Here is a 22,366-nt window from a genome sequence, read left to right as displayed (position 1 = left end):
CTGTTTTGGGCCGGAAACGCACGATTGATCGAGGCAAGGTTCTCGATGCGGCAGAAGCCGTGGTGAGCAAGGTGGGCGCTGCGGCGCTCACCATCGACGCGGTTGCGAAAGCGGCGGGCATCACCAAGGGCGGTGTGCAATATTGCTTCGGCACCAAGGGCGCCCTTATCGATGCGATGCTGGAACGCTGGGGTGAAGCCTATGATGCGGAAGTCGTGCAGTTGACCCAGGGAACCCCGGTTTCGCCGATCCGCGCCCATCTGGAGGCGACGCGCAAAGGCGACGAAAGCTCCAACGCCAAGGCGGCAAGCCTGATGTCGTCCCTGATCCAGACGCCGGAGCACCTTGCCAGCACCCGCGCCTGGTACAAGACTAGAATGGCGGATTTCGACCTGTCCACCGAAGCGGGCCGCCGCGCGCGCATCGCCTTCATTGCCACGGAAGGCGTTTTCATGCTGCGCTTCTTCGGCTTCATGGAGATCGGCGAACAGGACTGGAACGCTGTCTTTGACGATATCCAGTCCTTTGTACTGACCGAAGAATAGGCGTCAGGATGCCAGAGGGATTGTCAGCTCCGCCCGCAATCCGCCCTCCGGATCGTTTTCAAGCTTGATATCGCCGCCGCTGCGCCGGGCAATGTTGCGGGCAATGGTCAGGCCAAGACCAAACCCGCCTGTTTGCCGGTTGCGCGACCCCTCCACCCGCCGGAATGGCTGAAACACCTCGTCCAGCTTGGCCTGCGGGATGCCGGGGCCATGATCCTTGATGACAAGGACAATGTCGTTGCCAGCCAGATTCAGACTGACATCGGCGCGTTCGCCATAGGCCACCGCATTGTCGATCAGATTGGTGACACACCGGCGCAAGGCAATCGGCCGGCCGGTGCAGATCAGCTTGCGCGAGCCGATGCCCTTCTTCTCAAACGTCACCTGCGGATAATTATCGACGATCGAGTCGACCAGAGACCAGAAATCGATCTTCTCCTGCTCCTCATCGACCACCTCATAGGTGGCGAAATCAATGACCGAGCGGGAAATTGCTTCGATATCATTGAGATCCTGCATCAGCGACTGGCGCAATTGGGATTTTCGCAGCAATTCGAGACGCAGGCGGATGCGGGTCAATGGCGTGCGCAGGTCATGGGCGAGTGCCGCCGCCAACTGTTCACGGTCGGCCACATATTCACGCAGTTGCGCCTGCATGGCATTGACCGCCCGCGCCGCCGATCTGTACTCGGTGCTGCCGAATTCCGGCAGTGGCGGAATTTTGACATCCTCGCCGATGCGTTTGACCGCGTTTTCCAGCGCGCGGTACGGCGCAGTCAGGCGGCGCATGGCCCAGATCGACAGGATGATGACGATGGCCGCAACAGCGCCGAACAATGGCAGCGTCTGCACGGTGAGGATCGGATCGATGGGCGATACCGGCGTTACGAAATTCAGCCATTGGCCATCGCTGAATTCAATGGAGGCGACCAGGCCGCCGCTCTTGCTGAAATCCTGCGCAAGCGCCGACAGCTGCTTTTCGACAATGCCGACATCCGCACCGGGCGCGCTGGAATCCGTATCGGTTTCGCGGGTGACGTTGGGCGATTCGCGGCGCACCCGCGCATCCGTCACGCCGAAGGCCGAAAACCGTGCGACAAGAACGTCCTCGAGCTCTGCCAGGTTGTCATCGGATGCAATGGCCGATGTCACAGCCGGCTCATCGGCCATATAGAGCGGGCTGGATGCGTTCGTCATCGCACCGGCAAGCCGGGTGCGCTCCGGCGGCGGCGCGGCGTAGAGCAGCTTGACCAGCGTATAGGCACGCTCGCTCAGGCGAAACAGTTCAAGGATGTTGTTGCCTTCATTGCGGTCACGCGAAACGATGGACAGCGTCGCGATCTGCGTGGTGATCAGTCCCGCAATCAGGATCAGCAGGATCCAGCTTGGGAGGGACTGGGGCAAAAACCGCTTCATTCGGCCACAACTTCCGGCACAAACTGATAACCGCCGCCGCGAATGGTCAGGATCAGTTTCGGCGACCGCGGATCGTCTTCCATCTTGCGCCGCAGACGGCTGATCAGAATATCAATGCTGCGATCATATCCGTAAGCGACATTGCTTCCGGCAAGTTCCAGCAGTTGGTCGCGGCTGAGCATGCGCTGGGCGCTCTTGACCAGCGTTTCCAGCAGGTTGAACTCACCGCTGGTCAGTTCCACCCGCACATTGTCGGGCGACACCAGCCTGCGGCGCGAGCAATCCATCGTCCATCCGGCAAACTTGTAGACCTGCGGCTCGATCCGCCTGTCCGGACCCGGTCCATCCAGGCGGCGCAGAACCGCCCTCACCCGTGCCAGCAGTTCGCGCGGATCAAACGGCTTCGATACATAGTCGTCCGCGCCCATCTCAAGACCGACAACGCGGTCCGTGGTTTCCGTGATCGCCGTCAGCATGATGATCGGCACGCGCGAATGCATGCGGATATCCCTGCAGATCTCCATGCCGCTCTTGCCCGGCAGCATCACGTCGAGAATGAGCAGGTCGACGGGCGTGCGCGAAAAGATGGCCTGCATCTCTTCACTGTCCCTGGCGACGGAAACGCGCATGCCGCGCTTCTTCAGAAACTCATGCAGCAAATCGCGAATGGCATCGTCATCATCGACAATCAGGATATGCGGCTCAGATTTCATGCGACTCTTTCAACGTGACAGGCCCATCTTTGATTATCCGGCAACAAGATAAAGGCCGAAATCCGCATTGACCAGCCGCTCTCCATCACTTCCCGGCGATTTAACGCCGCTTCCCGTTTTCAGAAACAATCCAGAAACAAAACACTACAGAGCGGAAAAACCCGCGCAATAGTCATGCCCGATAACAGGCACACCGGACCTGTTCGCAATCACTGAACAGGACAACACTTCGAACGCCAAAGGGTTTTATGCGCAACGTCCTGACCATATCGACACTCGTTCTGACCGGCGCGCTCTATGCCGCTGCCCCGGTCGACCTGTCGATGGCTGACGAAACGCTGACCCGGTCCGAGCTTTGCAGCAAACTCCAGCAGCAAACTCAACAAGCCATCACCGAACACGCCGAGGCAAAACGGGCAGCCAAGGCGAGAGCACTTCAACGCAAGGCAACAAGGTTCTGTGCAAGCAACAAGCAGGCACAGGGCATCAGAACGTTCGCGCAAGCGTTGAAACTGCTCGGTGTGCAGCCGATTGATGACTGATCGGCTGTGTCCCATGAGCCCCTATCAAAAGGAAACTGACCTATGAAAAAGTCCCTCTACACAGCTCTCGGCCTTGCTATTGCTCTCGCTGTTTCGGCTCCGGTTCTGACAGCTTCCAGCGCCAACGCCGCTACTGCTGCTGCACCGGCAGCCGCAACGGCAACTGCTGCCAAGCACACTGCAAAGAAGCACGTTGTTAAGAAGACCCATAAGCACAAGGCACACAAGAAGGCCGTTGCCAAGAAAGCCGCTGCCAAGAAGTAATCTTCCTGTCGCGCAATTCTTCAATTGCCTGCAACTATGCCGGTCATGGGAAACCATAGCCGGCATAGCTTTTTGGTGCCTAGCCAGCTTTTTTCCTCCCATTTGGGCAGGCCCTGGAATATCCAATGATTTCCGCGTGATCGTGCGCCTTTTGCCGGTCAGATGGCACCTTTGCACCATATATTGCGGTATCAAGCCATCATCCCTACAAGTTTAATTATCCAAAACACATTTCCCATCGTAAAATCCTTGTGATGATTCTACGGCCGATCCCGGATCGCCCATGAAGAGCGGCATCCACGGTCTGCAGGACCATCGTAACGCAACCGGCATGTGGAGAGACGACTATGGGTGGAGAATCACTTCTTATTTTCCTGTTGGTGGGACTGATCGCCGGGTGGCTGGCGAGTCAGCTCGTCAGTGGCGGCGGCTTTGGTCTCATCGGCGATCTGATCATCGGCGTCATCGGCGCATTCATAGCGGGATATCTCCTGCCGCGTCTGGGCATATCGCTAGGTGCCGGAATTCTGGGCGCCGTCATTTCGGCGACAATCGGCGCCGTCATCCTCCTCATCATCCTTCGCGCCGTTAAGCGAGCCTGACGAACCAGGGTATTGAAACGGCAAAGCCTCCGAACCGGCAAGGTTCGGAGGCTTTTTGTTGTGCAGCGTTCAACCGGTCAGGTGCGGCCGAACTGGGCATCCCCGTTTGGCACAGGCGCCGCGGCTGGCTCAGCCTTATGATCCTTATGCGAAATGAAGGTGTAGAACATCGGCACGACGAAGAGCGTGAAGATCGTTCCAACCAGGATGCCGGAGAAAATCACCAGACCGATGGAGTAACGGGCCGCGGCACCCGCACCGGTCGCCGTGATCAGCGGGATAACGCCGAGCGCCATGGCGGCCGTCGTCATCAGGATCGGGCGAAGACGGGTCTTGGCGGCCAGAATGATCGCATCATGCCGCGATATCCCATGCAGTTCCCGCTGCTGGTTGGCAAATTCCACCATGAGAATACCGTGCTTGGTAATCAGCCCGACCAGCGTGATCAGCCCCACCTGCGTGTAGATGTTCAGCGTTCCCAGCCCCATGTTCAGCGGAACAATCGCACCGAAGATCGACAAGGGCACCGACATCATGATGATGAACGGATCGCGGAAGCTTTCGAACTGCGCCGCAAGCACCAGGTAAATCACGACAACAGCCAGAATGAAGGCAATGAGGATCGTGTTGCCCTGGGTGATTTCCAGGCGCGACTGGCCGATGTAATCCAGGAAGAACCCATCCGGCATCAACGGACGCGCCGTATTGATGACCGTCTGCAGGCCTTCACCGGTCGACACACCAGGCATCGGCAAAGCCGAGATCGTCGCCGAGTTCAGCTGGTTGAACTGCTCGATGGCTGCCGGAGCCGCGTTCTGCACGATTTTGACCACGGCCGACAACGGCACCATGTCACCCGAAGCGCTTTTGACAAAATACTGGCCGAGGCTTTCAGGATTCGATCTGAAATCCTGCGGAACCTGCGGAATGATGTCATAGCTGTTGGAATCGCGGTCGAACTTGGCAATCTTGCCGCCGCCGACAAGCAGACCAAGCGTCTGGCCGATGTCGCTCACCGGCACGCCCAGCGCTGCCGCGCGGTCGCGGTCAATCGTTACCGTCGTCTGTGGCGCATTGAAGGACAGGGAATTCTGCACGACAATGAACTTGCCGGACGCCTGAGCCTGGCGCTTCACCTCTTCGGAAATTTCAAACACCTTGTCCGCTGGACCGGTTGATTGAAGGACCACGGAGATCGGCAAGCCGCCGCCGCTGCCCGGAAGGGTCGGCAGGGCAAAGATGTAGGCCTGCGCACCCGCCACCGGCGCAATCCTCTTCTGCAGTTCCTGCTGAAGCTGCTTCTGCGACTTGGTGCGCTGTGACCAATCCTTGAACACCCAGATGGCAAAGGCGGAATTCGTCGTGCCAAGGCCGGCAATGTTGAAGCGGGCCTTAAGCTCCGGCAGATCCTTCGTCAGAGCGTCGATCTGGTTGGCATAGAGCAGCGTATAGTCGGTCGTTGCATATTGCGGCGCATTGACCAGCGATACCAGGAAGCCGCCATCTTCTTCCGGTGCCAGTTCGGATGCCGTTTTGGTAAACAGAAACCCTGTCAAAGCCACCAGAATGATAACGATGAGCAATGTCACCGGACGGAAGGCCAGCGACCCGGCAACGCGCCGTTCATAGGCACCTTCCAGCCAGCTGAAGCTTCTGTCCACGATGCGCTGGAAGCGGCTGTGATTGCCGGGTTTCAGCAACAGCGCGCACATCATCGGCGAAACCGTCAAAGCCGCGACACCGGAAATGATAACCGCACCGGCGAGCGTGAACGCGAATTCGCGGAACAGCGCACCGGTAAGACCGGCGGTAAAACCAAGCGGCGCGAAAACGGCAGCAAGCGTGATCGTCATCGCGATGATCGGTCCGGTGATTTCCCGCATGCCCTTGAGCGAGGCATCGAGCGGCTTCAGCCCCTCTTCAATGTGGCGGTGGATGTTTTCCAGAACAACGATCGCGTCGTCCACGACGAGACCGATGGCCAGAACCATCGCCAGCAGGGAGAGAAGGTTGATCGAATAGCCCAGCAGGAACAGGAAGAAGCACACGCCGACCAGCGAAATCGGAATCGTGACCACCGGAATGATGACGGAGCGGAACGATCCCAGGAACAGAAGGATCACCAGAACAACGATGAGCACGGCTTCACCGATGGTCTTGTACACTTCATCGACTGACGAACTGATCTGTTCGGTCGAATCGTAAAGCATGATCATGGTCATGCCGTCCGGCAGCGTTGCCTGAATCGACGGCAGTTCCTTGCGTACGGCGGCCGTCATATCCAGCGGGTTAGCCGACGGTGTCGGGAAAATACCGATAAACGTACCGCTCGAGCCGTTGAAGGTCACACGCGTATCCGTGCTCACCGCACCAAGCTCGATCCGGGCGATATCACGCAAGCGCACGATGCTCTTGGCGTCGGATTTGATGGGCAGGGCACCGAAGGCTTCCGGTGTCTGCAATGTGGTCTTCAACGTAATCGGCGACGCCGTGTAGAGGTTTTGCACCTTGCCCGGCGCCGACAGGAAGTTGGACTGATTGATGGCAGCCAGCACTTCGGACGCCGTCGTCGTATGCGCGGCCATCTTGACCGGATCGATCCAGACGCGCATCGAGAACACCTGACCGCCCAGAATCTGCGCGTTGGCAACGCCCTGAATGGTCGACATGCGTGGCTGGATGACGCGCTGCAGATATTCGGTGATCTGCTCGCTTGTCATGTTCGGGTTTTGCACGGCGAGGTACATCGTCGCGAAATTCTGGCCCGTACCCTTGGTGATGACGGGATCATCCGCCTCCTTGGGCAGATTGCCGCGCACCTGGTTGACCTTGGAAATGACCTCGGTCAACGCCGCATCAGGATTGGAGCCAAGCTTCATGTGAACGGTGACGGTGCTCGACGACGGTGACGAGGACGACGTCACATAGTCAATGTTTTCCGTCGTGGTCACCGCATTGGCGATGGGCGCAGAGATAAATCCCTGAATAAGATCGGCACTTGCCCCGGCATAGGCCGTCGTGACGGTGATGGCCGTTTCCTCGACCTTGGGGTACTGACGAATCGACAGATTCGTCAGACCCTGCGCGCCAAGCAGAATGATCATCAAAGCGACAACCGTCGATAGAACGGGACGGCGAATGAAAACTTCTGAAAAATTCATTTCTTGGGCAGTCCTGAATCGGTTGTGTTTGCTGGGTTCACGTCATTGACGATTGTGACCACCGAACCGGGATTGAGGCGGTTCTGACCGGCTGTCACAACGATGTCGCCTTTGTTCAGACCCTTGGTGATTTCAACCAGGAGGCCGGAACGGCGGCCGGGCTTGACGAAAACCTGTGCAACGACAAGCTTGGGCTCTTTTTTCTCGGCAGCTGCATCAGGCTTGGCGGCGTCTGCGGGCTTCGCTGCATCCGCTGCTGGCTTGGCCGCATCTGCCGGTTTGGCCGCATCGGCTGGCTTGGCTGCGTCGGGTGCCGGACGAACGACATAGATGTAGTCACCATAGAGGCTGGAGACGAGTGCCGTCTGCGGCAGGGTGAAGACGCCTTCTTCCTTGGGAAGTTCGACACGCACCTGAGCAAACTGGCCGGGCCGCAACTTGCCTTCCGGATTATCAACCTTCGCGCGCACCGAAACCAGACGGGTCGATGGATCGATACGCGGTTCGATCGCCGTAATCTGGCCTTCATATGGCTTGTCGGCGTCCGAAAGGCTGAGTTTGATCAGCTGCCCCATCTTGATCAGATTGAGGTTCTGTTCGTTGACGGTGAAATCCACGCGCATGGTGGACAGGTCCTGCAGCGACACCACCACCGTGCCCGGCGACAGATACTGGCCGAGTTCGATGCGCGGAATGCCGACCGTGCCCTTGAACGGCGCCTTGAGCAGCTTCTGCTCCATCACGGCTTCCAGCTTGGCAATCTCAGCTTTCTTGGCCAGCGATGCGGCCTGCGCCGTATCCACATTGGATTCCGCACCGACACCGCGTGTATTCAGGGTGCGGGCACGGGCCAGTGTCTGGTCGTTCAGCACGTCCTGCGCCTTGGCGGCGACGATATCGGCCTTTTCGATGGCGTCATCCAGTTGCAGCAGCGGCGCGCCCTTCTCCACGGTATCATTGGCCGTGAACGGGATGTCCTTGACGATACCGGCGACTTCCACGGCCAGCTCGACACCCTGAATGGCGCTGACGGTACCGATGGCTTCGATATTCGGCGTCCAGACAACGGGCTCAACCGTGTAGGTTGAGACGGATTGTGCCGGCTGCTGCATGGTTGCGAAGAACTGCTTGATCATTCCGTCGCGGAAATAGTTGAACCAGACCAGCCCTCCGGCAAGCACCACGACCAAAATGAGAATGATCACGGGTAGAATGTAGCGCTTAATCATCAGGAACCGCTCCGCAACAAAACAATGGCCAGCAAAGTATGTTGCTAGCCTGTCAAATGAGAATAACGTGATGTGGACTTGATTGCCACGCGCACTTTACTGTACCGTCCGGACGGTAAAGTCAATAGAAGCGGAATCCCTTATGGACGCAAAGTTGTAGAAAAAGGAACGGAATGCGGGCGGCCACTCTCACCACCAAAGATAAGATTCTGCAGGCTGCTGCGGAAATTGCCATGGAGGTTGGTCCGGTCCATCTCTCCCTTGATGCGGTCGCACGGCGCGCCGGGCTGTCGAAGGGCGGCCTGCTCTACACCTTCCCGACCAAGGCCAAGCTTCTGGAAGCACTGGTCGAACACCACGTCGCTGAATTTGACGAATCCCTGCGCATGCAGGAAGCACGGCGCAACCACAAGGTGAACAGTGTTGTTCAAGCCTGCATCGAGGTCTATCGCGCTGAATTTGTGCTCAATGAGCCGGAGCCGTCGGGCATTCTGGCAGCCATTGCCAATGATCCGAGCTTCATTGATCCGATCCGGCGCTACAACAAGCAATTGTTGGATCGCATGAAGGAGAACTCGGAGGACCCGACCATGGCTCTCATCGCTTTCCTGACCATCGAGGGTTTACGCAGTTTGAAGCTGCTGGATATGGACACTCTCACCCACGAAGACCAGATCGCCGCCATTGACGGCCTGCGTCAGCTCTTCGCGCCATGCGACCCCGACAAGCCGTCCCAGCCTGCTGGCGGCTGATCACGCATAGGGCTTGATGTCGCCCTCGGCCCACGCGGCCTGGGTTTCCGCGCTGAAAGCATCGAAACGTTTTGCTTCGATGGCATTGCGGATACCCTGCATGTGCTGCTGGTAATAGGCCAGATTGTTCCATGTCAGCAGCATGCCGCCCAGCGCTTCACCCGATTTGACCAGATGATGCAGATAGGCGCGGCTGTAATCGCGCGCGGCCGGGCATGAGGATTCCTCATCCAGCGGGCGCGGATCGTCCGCATGGCGCGCATTGCGCAGATTGACCTTGCCGCGGCGGGTAAAGGCGAGGCCATGCCGCCCTGCCCGTGTCGGCATGACGCAATCGAACATGTCGATGCCGCGCGCCACGGATTTCAGGATGTCGTCGGGCGTACCGACGCCCATGAGATAGCGCGGCTTTTCCTCGGGAAGCTCGGGACAGGTCACATCCAGCATGTCGAGCATGACCTCCTGCGGTTCGCCGACCGCAAGACCGCCGACGGCATATCCCTTCAGGTCCATTGCCTTCAGCGCCTGCGCCGAGCGGATGCGCAGATCCGGCACATCGCCACCCTGCACGATGCCGAACATGGCTTTGCCCGGCTGGGTGCCGAATGCCGTCTTGCAGCGCTCGGCCCAGCGCAGCGACAGTTCCATGGCGCGCTGGATATCCTTTGGCGTTGCCGGCAGGGCCACGCATTCATCGAGCTGCATCTGGATATCGGAGTCAAGCAGCCCCTGGATTTCGATCGAACGCTCCGGGCTCATCTCGTGGGCACGCCCATCGATATGCGAGCGGAAAGTCACGCCCTTTTCATCAAGCTTGCGCAGCTGCGCCAGCGACATGACCTGGAAACCGCCGGAATCCGTCAGGATCGGACCGGGCCAGCGGGCGAAATCATGCAGGCCACCCAGTTTTGCAATCCGTTCTGCGCTCGGGCGCAGCATCAGATGATAGGTATTGCCGAGAATGATATCGGCGCCAAGCTCGGCAACCTGGTCCATATACATGGCCTTGACCGTGCCGGCCGTGCCAACCGGCATGAAGGCAGGTGTGCGGACGGTGCCGCGCGGCATGGTGATTTCACCGCGCCGGGCCTTGCCATCGGTTGCAATCAGCTTGAATTCGAAATTTTCTGTCATGATGCGGATCGCCATAACAGGCTTGCATCGCCATAGGAATAGAAGCGGTAGTGATTTTTGATCGCATGGGCATAGGCTGCATGCATGCGCTCAAAGCCGCTGAAGGCCGAAACCAGCATGAACAGGGTGGATTTCGGCAGATGGAAATTGGTCATCAGCAGATCGACAGCCCGAAACTTGTAACCCGGCGTGATGAAAATATCCGTCGGGCCCGACCATGCCCGGATGATGCCGTCTTCACCCGTCGCGCTTTCGAGCAGACGCAGCGACGTCGTGCCGACGCTGACAATGCGCCCGCCCCGCGCCTTCACCGCATTGAGTGCATCCGCCGTCTTCTGGTCCACATGGCCGATTTCCGCGTGCATCTTGTGGTCTGCGGTATCGTCCGCTTTAACCGGCAGGAACGTGCCCGCGCCCACATGCAGCGTGACGAAATGCTCTTCGATGCCGCGCTTTTTCAGATCATCCAGCAAATCAGGGGTAAAATGCAGTCCCGCAGTCGGTGCGGCAACGGCACCTTCCTCACGGGCATAGACAGTCTGATAATCCTCCTTGTCGCGGCCATCTTCGGCCCGTTTGGAGGCGATATAGGGCGGCAATGGAATATGCCCCACCGCCGCGATGGCCTGATCGAGATCGGCGCCGCTGAAGTCAAACACCAGCAAGGCTTCACCCGCATCGCCCTTTTCGGCGACCGTCGCCTGCAACGACCCGAGCAGGCAGGCATTGTTGCCGTGGCCGAAATCGATCCGCTCGCCCTGCCTGATGCGTTTTGCCGGACGCAAAAAGGCTTTCCAGCGATCCGGTCCCGCCCGCATGTGCAGCGTCGCGCTGACCTGGGCTTTGACGCCTTCGCGCTCGCGAAACCCTTCAAGCTGTGCGGGTATCACCTTGGTATCATTGAAGACAAGAGCATCGCCGGGGCGCAGAAAATCGCCGAGATTGCGAACGCTGCTGTCGTCAAATCCGGAACTGTCCGCTTTCACAAGCAAAAGCCGCGCTGAATCGCGCGGCTCTGCAGGTCTCAATGCGATGTTTTCTTCCGGCAGATCAAAATCGAAAAGATCAACACGCATGGTCTGTCAATGCGATCTTATTCGGCGTCTGCGGCAACGCGCATGGAAACGATCGAATCCGGGTCCTGCACAGGCTCGCCGCGCTTGATCTTGTCGACATTGTCCATGCCTTCGATGACCTGGCCCCAAACCGTGTACTGGCGATTGAGGAAGCCCGCATCGTCAAAGCAGATGAAGAACTGGGAATTGGCGGAATTCGGGTTCTGCGAACGGGCCATCGAGCAAGCACCGCGGCCATGATTGGCATTGGAGAACTCTGCCTTCAGGTCGGGCTTTTCCGAACCGCCCATGCCGGCGCGCGATGGATTGAAGGACGAGCCGCCCTTCTTGCCGAACTTCACATCGCCGGTCTGGGCCATGAAACCGTCGATGACGCGGTGGAAGACGACGCCGTCATAGGCGCCTTCGCGTGCCAGTTCCTTGATGCGCTCGACATGGCCGGGTGCGAGATCGGGATAGAGTTCGATGACGACATTGCCCTTGGTGGTTTCGAGCAGGATCGTGTTTTCTGGATCTTTGTAAGCCATTTCCGGCATCTCCTTTGTTAGACTACTTTGCCGGACCGACAGTGACCTTGATCATCTTGTCCGGATTTTCAACGGCGCCATTCTGCGCTTCATTGCCTTTTTTGATCTTGTCGACGGCTTCCATACCGCTCGTCACCTTGCCGACGACCGTATACTGGCCATTCAGGAACGCGCCCTTGTCGAACATGATGAAGAACTGGGAATTGGCAGAATTCGGGTTGGAGGAGCGCGCCATGCCGACGGTGCCGCGCACGAATGGTTCCTTCGAGAATTCGGCCGGCAGGTCCGGGCGCTTCGAGCCGCCGGTTCCTGCGGCAGCCTGATTGTAGCCCTTTTCGGTGTTGCCATACTGCACGTCACCGGTCTGGGCCATGAAGCCGGGAATGACGCGGTGGAACACGACGCTATTGTAAGCGCCTTCCTTGGCCAGCGCCTTGATCTGCTCGACATGCTTGGGGGCAAGGTCAGGGCGCAGCTCGATCTTGACGTCGCCGTCCTTCAGCTTGATCGTCATGGTGTTCTGGTCATCGGCCCAGCTTGGGGTCAAAGCAGCAAAAGACAGGGAAGAAACGGCTGCCACAAGAAGCGCAGTGCGAAATACGGACATGAAGAAAGTCTCCAAAGGATGGGGATGAGAAGAAAGCCCTATTTGAATTTGGCCCTGAGCGCCTCGGCGACAAGAGCGGGAGCAAAATGCCGGACGTCGCCGCCCATGGCCGCAATCTGGCGAACCAATGTGGCAGTAATCGTGCGAACCGAAGGATCAGCCGGCAGGAACACGGTTTGCAGTTCCGGCGCCATCGTGCCGTTCATGCCGGCCATCTGCATTTCATAATCGAGATCCGTGCCGTCCCGCAGGCCGCGCACCATGAGCGAAGCCCCGTGTTTGCGGGCGGCATCGATCAGCAGGCCATCGAAGGAGATGACCTCGAGCCGCTGGCTGTCCTTGCCGAAAACGTCCGCAGCCACCCGTTTGATCAGGTCCACGCGCTCATCGAAGGAAAACAGCGGCGCCTTGCCCGGATGAATGCCAATGGCGACAAATACCTTGTCGGCAAGGCGTAGCGAGCCCTGCAGGACATCCATATGTCCATTGGTGATCGGGTCGAAGGATCCGGCATAAATCGCGATTGTCATACCGTCTCCTAACCGTTTTATCGGGCGCTTTCAATGGCCGGAAGCACTGCTCCCTCCATGATAAATGAACGGAAGATGAACGGGGTAATCAGCAAGCATTCAGTTCCCGCCAACTATAAAGAACACAGTAAATGAAACCTTTTGGCCCCTACTGCGTTGTTAACCATAGGAAAGCTGAAGATTGAAGGGATAAATGATGTTTGTACTTCTGAGTGTAGGCATGATGATCGCGATGATGGTTTCCGCCGTCGTCATGATGCTGGAAGAAAACAAAAAGCGGGAAGCCAAAGTCAAGACATCCCGCTTCGGTGTTTATCCCATGAACGGTCAGAACGACCATCCGCGGTTCTAACTTTCGTCAGAACCGCTTTCCCCTGCCGTCTCGGCTCCGCCTTCGGCAGGAATGACTGCCTCAAGCTCTTCGTCATCGCTGTCGGTTTCCGAAATCCGCTCGACCGAAACAACCTTCTCACCATCGGCCGTATTGAAGATCGTCACGCCCTTGGTGGAGCGTCCGGCGACGCGAATGCCGTTGACCGGCACGCGGATGAGCTGGCCGCCATCCGAAACCAGCAGGATCTGATCCGAAGCCTCGACCGGGAACAGCGACACAAGCTTGCCGATCTCGTCGGTCTTCGACGTATCGGTGGCGCGAATGCCTTTGCCGCCGCGTCCGGAAACACGGAATTCATACGATGACGAGCGCTTGCCGTAACCATATTCGCTGACGGTCAGGACTGTCTGCTCGCGGTCACGCAATTCGGCATAGCGCTCGGCATTGAGATCGGCCACATCGGTGGCTTCTTCGCCAACCAGCGCGATTTCCTCGACATCATCGGCTCCCTGGGCACGCCGGTCCGCTGCTGCCTGCTTCAGATAGGCAGAACGTTCGGCTGGTGTTGCATCCACGTGCCCCAGGATAGCCATTGAGATCAGCGTATCGCCCGGGGCCAGCGTAATGCCGCGCACACCGATGGAGTTACGGCCGGCAAACACACGCACATCGGTGACGGGGAAGCGGATGCACTGGCCGCCGGCAGCGGTCAAAAGCACATCGTCGAACTCATCACAGGTATCGACGCCGAGGATCTCATCGCCCTCTTCCTCCAGCTTCATCGCAATCTTGCCGTTGCGGTTGACCTGAACGAAGTCGGACAGCTTGTTGCGGCGCACGGTGCCGCGCGTCGTGGCAAACATGACGTCGAGATTGGTCCAGCTTGCCTCGTCTTCGGGCAGCGGCATGATTGTCGTGATACGTTCGCCCTGCTCCAGCGGCAGCATGTTGATCAATGCCTTGCCGCGTGACTGCGGCGTGCCGATCGGCAGGCGCCAGACCTTTTCCTTATAGACAATGCCGCGCGACGAGAAGAACAGCATGGGCGTGTGGGTGTTGGCCACGAACAGCCGCGTGACGAAATCCTCGTCCTTCATGGTCACGCCGGAGCGGCCCTTGCCGCCGCGGCGCTGTGCGCGATAGGTCGTCAATGGCACGCGCTTGATATAGCCGGCATGGCTGACGGTCACGACCATGTCTTCCCGGGCGATCAGGTCTTCATCATCCATGTCAGCGCCGCCATCGGTCAGTTCCGTGCGGCGGGGTGTGCCGAACTCGTCGCGGATGGCAGCAAGTTCGTCCTTGACAATGGTCATGATGCGCAGGCGCGAGGCAAGGATTTCGAGATAATCCTTGATTTCAACGCCGATCCTGTTGAGTTCATCGGCGATTTCATCGCGCCCGAGGGCGGTCAGGCGCTGCAGGCGCAGATCAAGAATGGCGCGTGCCTGCTCTTCCGACAGATTGTAGGTATTGTCGTCATTGAGCGTGTGGCGCGGATCGGCAATCAGCGTGATCAGCGGCGCCACGTCATTGGCAGGCCAGCGGCGCTCCATCAGCTGATCGCGCGCCGTTGCCGGATCGGGCGCCTGGCGGATCAGCGCAATGATCTCGTCGATATTGGCGACCGCAATGGCGAGACCGACCAACACATGCGCGCGGTCGCGCGCCTTGCGCAGCAGGAATTTCGTGCGGCGGCTGACCACTTCCTCGCGGAAAGCAACGAATGCACGCAGGATATCCATCAGGTTCAGCAGGCCCGGCTTGCCGCCATTGAGCGCCACCATATTGGCGCCGAACGAGGATTGCAGCGGGGTGAAACGATAGAGCTGGTTGACGATGACATCGGCGACGGCATCGCGCTTCAGTTCGACGACCACGCGGTAACCGTCACGATCGGACTCGTCGCGAATGTCCGAAATGCCCTCGATGCGCTTTTCGCGCACGAGATCGGCCATCTTTTCGATCATCGTCGCCTTGTTCACCTGATAAGGCACTTCGGTGATGATGATGGCTTCGCGATCGCCGCGCATGCTCTCGATGGCGACCTTGCCGCGCATCAGGATCGAGCCGCGGCCGGTGCTGTAGGCGGAATGGATGCCGGAACGGCCGAGAATAATGCCGCCTGTCGGGAAATCCGGACCGGGAATGATTTCCATCAGTTCCGGCAAATCGATGGCGGGATTGTCGATCAGGGCAATGCAGCCATTGATCACTTCAGCCAGATTGTGCGGCGGAACATTGGTGGCCATGCCCACGGCAATACCGCCGGAGCCATTGACCAGAAGGTTGGGGAAACGGGCGGGAAGAACCACCGGCTCCTGTTCGCGGCCGTCATAATTGTCCTGGAAATCGACCGTTTCCTTGTCGATATCCTCAAGCAGGGATTCCGTCACTTTTTCGAGACGGCACTCGGTGTAACGCATCGCCGCCGGGGAATCGCCGTCGATGGAGCCGAAATTGCCCTGCCCGTCGACCAGCGGATCGCGCAGCGACCAGTCCTGCGCCATGCGCACCAAGGCGTCATAGATCGAGGCGTCGCCATGGGGATGGTATTTACCCATGACTTCACCGACCACACCGGCAGATTTACGGTAGGACCTGTTCCAGGACAGGCCCATTTCGTTCATCGCATGCAGAATGCGCCGGTGCACTGGCTTCAGGCCGTCACGCACGTCGGGCAGTGCGCGGCTGACAATCACGCTCATGGCATAGGAGAGATAGGAGCTTTGCATCTCCTCGATAATGGAAATTGGCTCAATGCCGAAATTTCCGCCTGGTTTATCGTCTTCTGGGCCGGATGGTGGGGTTAGTTCAGACACGAGGCACTCATCTTTCGTATAGAATCAATCTTCATCTTATAGCGGCTTTTCAAGGCAAAAGCCAACCGGAGGCACCGCAATACACAGCTGAAAACCCTTTGTTTTCAATAGGATACAACAGTTCATTTCAATCAGTGAAAAACTTGGTTGCAAAATCCCAACTTTATCGACGTTTAACCGCGAATCCGCTACTCTGGCTCAGCTTCAATCAGAGAAGAAAAGCAAAATCGTGGCGCTTTATGACACCCTGCTCAATGCGCTCGTTACCCTCATGGTAACGATCGATCCACCGGGACTGGCGCCGCTGTTTCTGGCGCTGACCAGGGGCATGAATCGCAAGGAGCGCGGTCAGGTCGCCCTGCGTGCCAGCATCACCGCCTTTGTCGTGCTGACGATCTTCGCCATAGCGGGCGCGCAGATTCTGGCGCTGTTCGGCATTACCATCGGCGCCTTCCGTATCGCGGGCGGCCTGCTCCTGTTCTGGATCGCCTTCGAGATGATTTTCGAAAAGCGCCAGGAGCGCCACGAGAAGAGCGCCACGGTCGCCATCACCAAGGACCATATCCGCAATATCGCTGCCTTTCCGCTGGCCATTCCGCTGATTGCCGGGCCCGGCGCCATTTCGGCAACAATCCTGCTTGCCGGCACCTTGTCCGAGCCAACCTCGCGGCTGGCGCTGATCGGCATCATCCTGATCTGCATCGCCGCATCCTATGTCGTATTTTTCCTCGCTGAGCGCGTCGACCGCTTTCTGGGTGAAACAGGCCGTTCGATCCTCACACGCCTTCTGGGCGTCATCCTCGCGGCATTGGCGGTGCAGTTCGTGGCCGACGGCATCAAAACCTTCATCACCACATAGATGGCTATTTCAGGTGATCTTCGTCCGCCGCATCCTTCTGCGTGATCAGGCGGGCGCTGCGCGTGCCGCTCACCGAAATCCATAACCAGCTCATGGCCACGGCAAGACGGTTGCGCACGCCGATGAGAAAATAGATGTGCGCGAGGCCCCACAGCCACCAGGCCACATAGCCCTTGAACTTGATCCAGCCGAAATCCGTCACCGCCGCCCGCTTGCCGATCGTTGCAAGATCACCCGCATGGCGGTAGCGGAAGGGTTTTGGCGCGATATCCCCGGCCAATCGCGCCCTGATGGCTTTTGCCACATGGATTCCCTGCTGCTTGGCGGCGGGCGCAATGCCGGGAACCGTGCCCTTGTCCCCATTCTTGACCGTTGCCGTATCACCGATGACAAAGATATCCGGATGTCCCGGAGCAGTCAGATCGTCGTTGGCGACAACACGCCCTGCCCGGTCCGCCGGTACGTCAAGCCATTTCGCCGCCGGCGATGCCTGAACACCCGCAGCCCAGATGATCGTGGCCGCGCCGACGAATTTCCCGGCATATTCCACGCCGTCCGCCGTGCATTTCATCACGGGATTGCCCAGATGCACCTGCACGCCGAGCTTTTCGAGCGCACGCTGCGCATAGGCCGAGAGATCAGGCGCAAAGGCGCCAAGCACGCGCGCTCCGCCTTCGATCAGGATCACCTGCGCCGTGGCGGGATCAATGACGCGAAACTCGCCTTTCAGCGTATCACGGGCGAGATCGGCAATCGTTCCGGCGATTTCCACACCCGTCGGACCGGCGCCGATGATGACGAAGGTCAGCAATGCCGCCCGGCGCGCCGGATCCGGCTCGCGCTCGGCCTTTTCAAAGGCGGTCAGAATACGCCTGCGGATGGTCGTGGCATCTTCGAGTGTCTTCAGCCCCGGCGCAAAGGGTTCCCAGTCGTCATGGCCGAAATAGGCATGGCGCGCGCCCGTCGCCAGCACCAGCGTGTCATAGGCAATGACCTCGCCATCGGCGGTTGAAATGGTGCGCGCAGCCGTATCCACGCTTTCAACAGTTCCAAGCAATGTCTTGATATTTTTGTATTTACGCAGGAGATGCCGGATGGGCCAGGCAATTTCCGAAGTCGCCAGCGTCGATGTCGCGACCTGATAGAGCAGCGGCTGGAACAGATGGTGATTGCGCTGATCAACGACGGTGACGGCGACATCCGCATTGCGCAGCGAATTGGCGGCTTCCAGGCCGCCGAATCCGGCTCCGACGATGACCACCCGGTGCGGGGTGTTGGGGGGCGTTGCGGTGTCTGTCATGACAGGCTCCTTGTGCACTGCACAACACGTATCAGACCTCGGGTGGAAAGGTCAAACATCGCGGCTTGCGGTGGTCAACGTGGCCCACCGTCCCGGCGTCATGCCAAAGGCTTTCTTGAACTGCCGGTTGAGATGGCTCTGGTCGGTAAATCCGGTTTCCGCCGCGATTTCCGCCAGCGGCACGCCCCGTTTCATCAGCTCTTTGGCGTGCTGCAGGCGGCGCATCAGCAGGAAGCGATGCGGACTGGTGGCATAGAGGCTGCGAAAATGCCGCGACAGCGTGTAACGGTCGAGGCCGCTGACGGCCTCCAGCTCCCGCGAGCGCACCAGCCGCAGGGCATTGTCCGCAAGATAGTCGCGTGCCATTCCCGCCTGCCTCACCGCAGGCCTGCCCATCGGTTTCACCGGCTGCCTGGCATGGCGCGCCAATCCCAGCGTCAGCCGCGACACGATGTCATCGACCAGCAATTCATCCATTTGCGCATCGGGATTGCCGAACGCCGCCGATATGGCCGAGACAAGCGGCGCATCGGAAAAGACCGGCTCCCGCACGAAAGGCAGCATGGCACGATCGGCACCAAGGGCTTCGATAGCCAGTGCCGGTTCGAGATAAATCATCCGGTAGTGCAGGCCGTCATCGGTGCCTGCCCCGCCATCATGCACCTCGTCGGGATGCAGAACCATGATGTTGCCGGGAAGGCTTTGCCGCTTTTCCCCGCGATAGCGGAATGTCTGGATGCCGTGCAGTGTCACGCCGATGGCATAGGTATCGTGCCGGTGCGGTTCGAATGCGTCGCCGGTGAAGCGCGCTTCCATGCGCTCGACACCCGGATTGGACGGTGCCGACAGGATGGCATCGTGCGCCGGACGCTCGCACAAACGTCCAAGACCGCGCAGCACTTCCTCTTTTAGATTTTCACCCGGCATCCGGCAGACTCGATCCATGAATGGAGACCTAGATTTGGTGTTTGATACGAAAATTGCAATTGTCGTGCGTGATGATCTTGCGACCTGGCAGAAACTCAACGTTTCATCGTTCCTGACGAGCGGCCTTGTCGCCCAATTTCCCGGTTTGATCGGCGACCCCTATATCGACCGCGCAGGCTACCACTACCATCCCCTGCCCATCCAGCCGCTGATCGTGCTCACGGCGGATCAGGCAACCCTGTCAACCATCCACCGCCGCTCGCTTGAACGCGAGGTCAAATCCTGCCTGTACATCGAGGAGATGTTTTCAACCGGGTATGACCAGGCCAATCGTGCCATGTTTGCCCGGTTTGCGCCGGATGATGCGAGGGTTGTCGGCATTGCGTTGCGCGCGGAAAAGAAGATCATCGACAAGATCACCAAAGGCGCCAGAATGCACCCGTAGCACCGGCGCTACCAGCCGGATACGAGAGCAAATACCACAAGATACCGCGCCGTCTTGGCAATGGACACCAGCAGCACAAAGCGCCACAGCGGCTCACGCAGTACTCCGGCAATCACCGTCAGCGGATCGCCGATCACGGGTGCCCAGCTCAACAGCAGGGTCCACTTGCCATAGCGCTGGTACCAGCCCGTGGCACGGTCGAGCTGCGCTTCGCTCGCGGGAAACCATCGCCTGTGTCGGAACTGGTCGATCCCGCGCCCGAGCAGCCAATTGACCACCGATCCAAGGATATTGCCCACGCTGGCGACAGCGATCAAGGCGGCCGCCGGATAGGTATGGGTGAGCAGCAGTCCGCCAAGCAGCGCTTCGGATTGCATCGGCAAAATGGTTGCAGCGACAAACGCCGCCGCGAACAGGCCGGCATAGACGCCCAGATCAACGAGCATGATCTGGCGGCACCTGAAACTGCGGTTGAAAATCCATGGGACCGGGGAAAACAAAATGAGAGACAGGCATGACCGGCAGTCTGATGGTGCCCGCTGTGCTCTGTGTCAAGCTTTTGGCGCGGCGGTGCTGCCGCGCTCAATCAGTTTTACCGCGATGATCTCGCGTTCCTCTGGCATGGCATCATCGAGAATGGCGCGCACGGCGCGCAAAGCCAGCTCCTGGAAAGGCTGTGCCATGGTGGTGAGGCCCGGCTTGCAGATGCCGCCTTCCGGTACACCGTCAAAGCCGATGATGGAGATATCATCGGGAACAGTCAGCCCCCGATCGGCAAGCCACGCCATTGCCAGCATGGCGATGTTATCGGACATGGCAAGAATGGCCGTCGGATGCTCGGCAGCGGCGAAAACCTGCTCCAGACAGGCATGGACGCTTTGCCGGTCGTTCTGGGTTTCGAACACCGGAACCGTCTCCCGGGCGATACCGGCCTGCGCCAGGGCACGCCAATATCCGGCTGCCCGGTCGCGCGAGGTCGAATAAACGCCGCGCTCAATGTCGTGCACATCGATGCGCCCGACATGATCATCCGTGAATTCGGTGGAAAGGATGACAAAACGCCGGTGGCCCAGCGCCGTCAGATGATGCGCGGCCGCTGCCGCCCCGTCGACATTGTTCACACCGATTGCCGGGATGGACGGATCATCGACACCCAGCGCCAGGCTGACGAAAGGCAGCTGCCGCTCCCGCGTGAGTTCGACAAGCCGTTCCCCGCCCTCGACACAGAGCAGAACAAATCCGTCGACGAGCGCGCTCTTGATGTTCCAGCTCAGCCGCTGCTGGTTTCTGGCCGACACCAGGGTCAGACCTGTGCCCTTGGCATCGCACACCTCGGCAAGCGCCGCCAAAAACGCCCTTGCCCACGGATCGTCAAAAAAATACGCCAGTGGTTCGATGGCTGCCACGCCGATCGCATTGACCTTTCCGGCTCTCAGAAGCCGGCCTGTCACGCTTGGGCCGGCGTAACCGAGGTTCTTGGCCACCGCCAGGACATGCTCGCGCACTTCGTCCCGGACCACGTCCGGCCGGCTGAAGACATTCGATGCCGTTCCCTGTGATACGCCCGCTGCCTTGGCGATATCCGCCAGCCTGATCTTGCCCTTTACCAATCAAATCCCTCCCATCGACAGCAATCAGCTTAGCACAGGGTTGTATCGATTCAATCATGCTTGACATTCAAATGACAAGGCATAGTATTGAACCGATTCAATTCCCATATCCGATTTAAAATTGAACCGATTCAAAATGAGAGAGCAAATGATACCGGCAAGTTATCTCTTCAGGGAAATTTATGATCAGCGCTGGGGAAAACCATCCGGTTTGCGGCGGCCGGCGCCACCCTTTCCACGCCATGGGCACCGCAAGGGATATGCCACGCGGATTTACAGCTTTATCACTGCCCTATGCGCGCGCCGTCCATCTTCCCGGCAAACCGAATTTTCGAGAAGTGAAACCGGACGGCTTTCCAAAAAATGTCAACGCCCGCAGACATGCGGGCGCTGACACTGGTTCCTGGGGCTTGACCTAACGGCCTGGCTCAGAACGGAATTTCGTCGTCGAGATCGCGCGAGAAATTGCCGCCTGCATTGCCGCCGCCGCTGCTGGACGACGATGCGTTGGAACGGCCGAAGTCCGAACCATAATCGCCATTGTCGGAGACCTGGCCCCGGCTCGAATTGTCGAACGAGCGGCCGCCGCCAGAACCGGCACCCTCGCCGCGGGAATCGAGCATCTGCAATTCGCCGCGGAATTTCTGCAGGACGATTTCCGTCGAATAGCGGTCATTGCCGGTCTGATCCTGCCACTTGCGGGTCTGCAGCGCGCCTTCCAGATAAACCTTCATGCCCTTCTTCAAGTACTGTTCAGCCACCTTGGCCAGGTTGTCGTTGAAAATGACGACACTGTGCCATTCGGTCTTTTCCTTGCGCTCGCCACTGTTCTTGTCGCGCCAGCTTTCCGAGGTGGCAATGCGCAGATTGACGACGGGATCGCCGGAACCAAGACGCCGGACTTCCGGATCAGCGCCAAGATTGCCGACCAAAATTACTTTGTTGACACTGCCAGCCATAAAAATACTCCA

Annotated in this window: 23 protein-coding genes; 8 read left to right on the top strand and 15 right to left on the bottom strand. The window is 58.9% G+C overall.

Features of this window, described 5'->3' with window-relative positions:
* Positions 1-5: 5 nt before the first annotated feature.
* Positions 6-545, top strand: a complete 540-nt coding sequence (locus C5750_RS05175; RefSeq protein ID WP_105732730.1) for a TetR/AcrR family transcriptional regulator — start codon at positions 6-8, stop codon at positions 543-545.
* Between the two features lie 3 nt (positions 546-548).
* Here C5750_RS05175 and C5750_RS05170 read toward each other — a convergent pair whose 3' ends face one another.
* Entirely contained in the window at positions 549-1,961 is a 1,413-nt protein-coding gene (locus tag C5750_RS05170; protein WP_105732729.1) for an ATP-binding protein, read from the bottom strand.
* Complete coding sequence (locus C5750_RS05165; protein ID WP_105732728.1) at positions 1,958-2,674, bottom strand: response regulator; 717 nt, start codon at positions 2,672-2,674, stop codon at positions 1,958-1,960. Before C5750_RS05165 ends, C5750_RS05170 begins: the two co-directional genes overlap by 4 nt.
* 248 nt (positions 2,675-2,922) lie before the next feature.
* Between C5750_RS05165 and C5750_RS05160 the strand changes: the two genes are divergently transcribed.
* From C5750_RS05160 to C5750_RS05150, 3 genes are all read left to right on the top strand, one after another.
* A complete protein-coding gene (locus C5750_RS05160) occupies positions 2,923-3,216 on the top strand; it encodes an FKBP-type peptidyl-prolyl cis-trans isomerase N-terminal domain-containing protein (protein WP_110003303.1) in 294 nt (97 codons plus the stop codon).
* Between the two features lie 42 nt (positions 3,217-3,258).
* Positions 3,259-3,480: a hypothetical protein gene (locus C5750_RS05155; protein WP_105732727.1), complete on the top strand. Its 222-nt coding sequence runs from the start codon at positions 3,259-3,261 to the stop codon at positions 3,478-3,480.
* Between the two features lie 347 nt (positions 3,481-3,827).
* On the top strand, positions 3,828-4,082 hold the full coding sequence (locus tag C5750_RS05150; protein ID WP_105732726.1) for a GlsB/YeaQ/YmgE family stress response membrane protein: 255 nt from the start codon (positions 3,828-3,830) through the stop codon (positions 4,080-4,082).
* Positions 4,083-4,159: 77 nt separating this feature from the next.
* On the opposite strand, the gene C5750_RS05145 is transcribed toward C5750_RS05150, so the two are convergent.
* Positions 4,160-7,243, bottom strand: a complete 3,084-nt coding sequence (locus C5750_RS05145) for an efflux RND transporter permease subunit (RefSeq protein WP_105732725.1) — start codon at positions 7,241-7,243, stop codon at positions 4,160-4,162.
* Positions 7,240-8,472, bottom strand: a complete 1,233-nt coding sequence (locus C5750_RS05140) for an efflux RND transporter periplasmic adaptor subunit (protein ID WP_105732724.1) — start codon at positions 8,470-8,472, stop codon at positions 7,240-7,242. The genes C5750_RS05145 and C5750_RS05140 overlap by 4 nt, the downstream gene beginning before the upstream one ends.
* Positions 8,473-8,645: 173 nt before the next feature.
* Here C5750_RS05140 and C5750_RS05135 point away from each other — a divergent pair, with 173 nt between their 5' ends.
* On the top strand, positions 8,646-9,224 hold the full coding sequence (locus tag C5750_RS05135; RefSeq protein WP_105732723.1) for a TetR/AcrR family transcriptional regulator: 579 nt from the start codon (positions 8,646-8,648) through the stop codon (positions 9,222-9,224).
* On the opposite strand, the gene tgt is transcribed toward C5750_RS05135, so the two are convergent.
* The 5 genes from tgt to coaD are packed head-to-tail and all read right to left on the bottom strand — an operon-like array spanning position 9,225 to position 13,098.
* Positions 9,225-10,358, bottom strand: a complete 1,134-nt coding sequence (gene tgt, locus C5750_RS05130) for a tRNA guanosine(34) transglycosylase Tgt (RefSeq protein WP_105733121.1) — start codon at positions 10,356-10,358, stop codon at positions 9,225-9,227.
* Complete coding sequence (gene queA, locus C5750_RS05125) at positions 10,355-11,434, bottom strand: tRNA preQ1(34) S-adenosylmethionine ribosyltransferase-isomerase QueA (RefSeq protein WP_105732722.1); 1,080 nt, start codon at positions 11,432-11,434, stop codon at positions 10,355-10,357. Before queA ends, tgt begins: the two co-directional genes overlap by 4 nt.
* A gap of 17 nt (positions 11,435-11,451) precedes the next feature.
* Positions 11,452-11,961, bottom strand: a complete 510-nt coding sequence (locus tag C5750_RS05120; protein ID WP_199537961.1) for a peptidylprolyl isomerase — start codon at positions 11,959-11,961, stop codon at positions 11,452-11,454.
* 22 nt (positions 11,962-11,983) lie between these two features.
* Complete coding sequence (locus C5750_RS05115; protein WP_105732720.1) at positions 11,984-12,568, bottom strand: peptidylprolyl isomerase; 585 nt, start codon at positions 12,566-12,568, stop codon at positions 11,984-11,986.
* Positions 12,569-12,606: 38 nt separating this feature from the next.
* Positions 12,607-13,098: a pantetheine-phosphate adenylyltransferase gene (gene coaD / locus C5750_RS05110; RefSeq protein ID WP_105732719.1), complete on the bottom strand. Its 492-nt coding sequence runs from the start codon at positions 13,096-13,098 to the stop codon at positions 12,607-12,609.
* A gap of 193 nt (positions 13,099-13,291) precedes the next feature.
* Between coaD and C5750_RS26500 the strand changes: the two genes are divergently transcribed.
* A complete protein-coding gene (locus C5750_RS26500; RefSeq protein WP_162800146.1) occupies positions 13,292-13,450 on the top strand; it encodes a hypothetical protein in 159 nt (52 codons plus the stop codon).
* Here the strand turns inward: C5750_RS26500 and gyrA are convergent.
* Positions 13,447-16,167, bottom strand: coding sequence for a DNA gyrase subunit A (gene gyrA / locus C5750_RS05105; RefSeq protein ID WP_245421013.1), 2,721 nt, complete (start codon positions 16,165-16,167; stop codon positions 13,447-13,449). The genes C5750_RS26500 and gyrA overlap by 4 nt on opposite strands.
* Before the next feature lie 316 nt (positions 16,168-16,483).
* On the opposite strand from gyrA, the gene C5750_RS05100 reads away from it, so the two are divergent.
* Positions 16,484-17,113, top strand: coding sequence for a MarC family protein (locus C5750_RS05100; RefSeq protein WP_105732717.1), 630 nt, complete (start codon positions 16,484-16,486; stop codon positions 17,111-17,113).
* A gap of 4 nt (positions 17,114-17,117) precedes the next feature.
* Here C5750_RS05100 and C5750_RS05095 read toward each other — a convergent pair whose 3' ends face one another.
* Positions 17,118-18,413: an NAD(P)/FAD-dependent oxidoreductase gene (locus C5750_RS05095; protein WP_105732716.1), complete on the bottom strand. Its 1,296-nt coding sequence runs from the start codon at positions 18,411-18,413 to the stop codon at positions 17,118-17,120.
* Between the two features lie 51 nt (positions 18,414-18,464).
* Complete coding sequence (locus C5750_RS05090; RefSeq protein WP_245420984.1) at positions 18,465-19,358, bottom strand: AraC family transcriptional regulator; 894 nt, start codon at positions 19,356-19,358, stop codon at positions 18,465-18,467.
* A gap of 19 nt (positions 19,359-19,377) precedes the next feature.
* Between C5750_RS05090 and C5750_RS05085 the strand changes: the two genes are divergently transcribed.
* Positions 19,378-19,785, top strand: a complete 408-nt coding sequence (locus C5750_RS05085) for a DUF2000 family protein (protein ID WP_105733120.1) — start codon at positions 19,378-19,380, stop codon at positions 19,783-19,785.
* A gap of 8 nt (positions 19,786-19,793) precedes the next feature.
* Here C5750_RS05085 and C5750_RS05080 read toward each other — a convergent pair whose 3' ends face one another.
* From C5750_RS05080 to C5750_RS05070, 3 genes are all read right to left on the bottom strand, one after another.
* Positions 19,794-20,231 carry a YqaA family protein gene (locus tag C5750_RS05080; protein WP_105732714.1) on the bottom strand — a complete coding sequence of 146 codons (438 nt, stop codon included), beginning with the start codon at positions 20,229-20,231 and terminating at the stop codon, positions 19,794-19,796.
* Between the two features lie 105 nt (positions 20,232-20,336).
* The gene (locus C5750_RS05075) at positions 20,337-21,395 is read right to left on the bottom strand and encodes a LacI family DNA-binding transcriptional regulator (protein ID WP_105732713.1); all 1,059 of its coding nucleotides are present in this window, start codon (positions 21,393-21,395) and stop codon (positions 20,337-20,339) included.
* A 428-nt stretch (positions 21,396-21,823) separates the two neighbouring features.
* Entirely contained in the window at positions 21,824-22,354 is a 531-nt protein-coding gene (locus tag C5750_RS05070; protein ID WP_105732712.1) for a single-stranded DNA-binding protein, read from the bottom strand.
* Positions 22,355-22,366 lie beyond the last annotated feature (12 nt).

The sequence above is a fragment of the Phyllobacterium myrsinacearum genome, from assembly GCF_002980555.1.
Lineage (GTDB): Bacteria > Pseudomonadota > Alphaproteobacteria > Rhizobiales > Rhizobiaceae > Phyllobacterium > Phyllobacterium myrsinacearum.
Note: the sequence above shows the minus strand (reverse complement) of the source record. Positions and strands in the feature narration are given on the sequence as shown.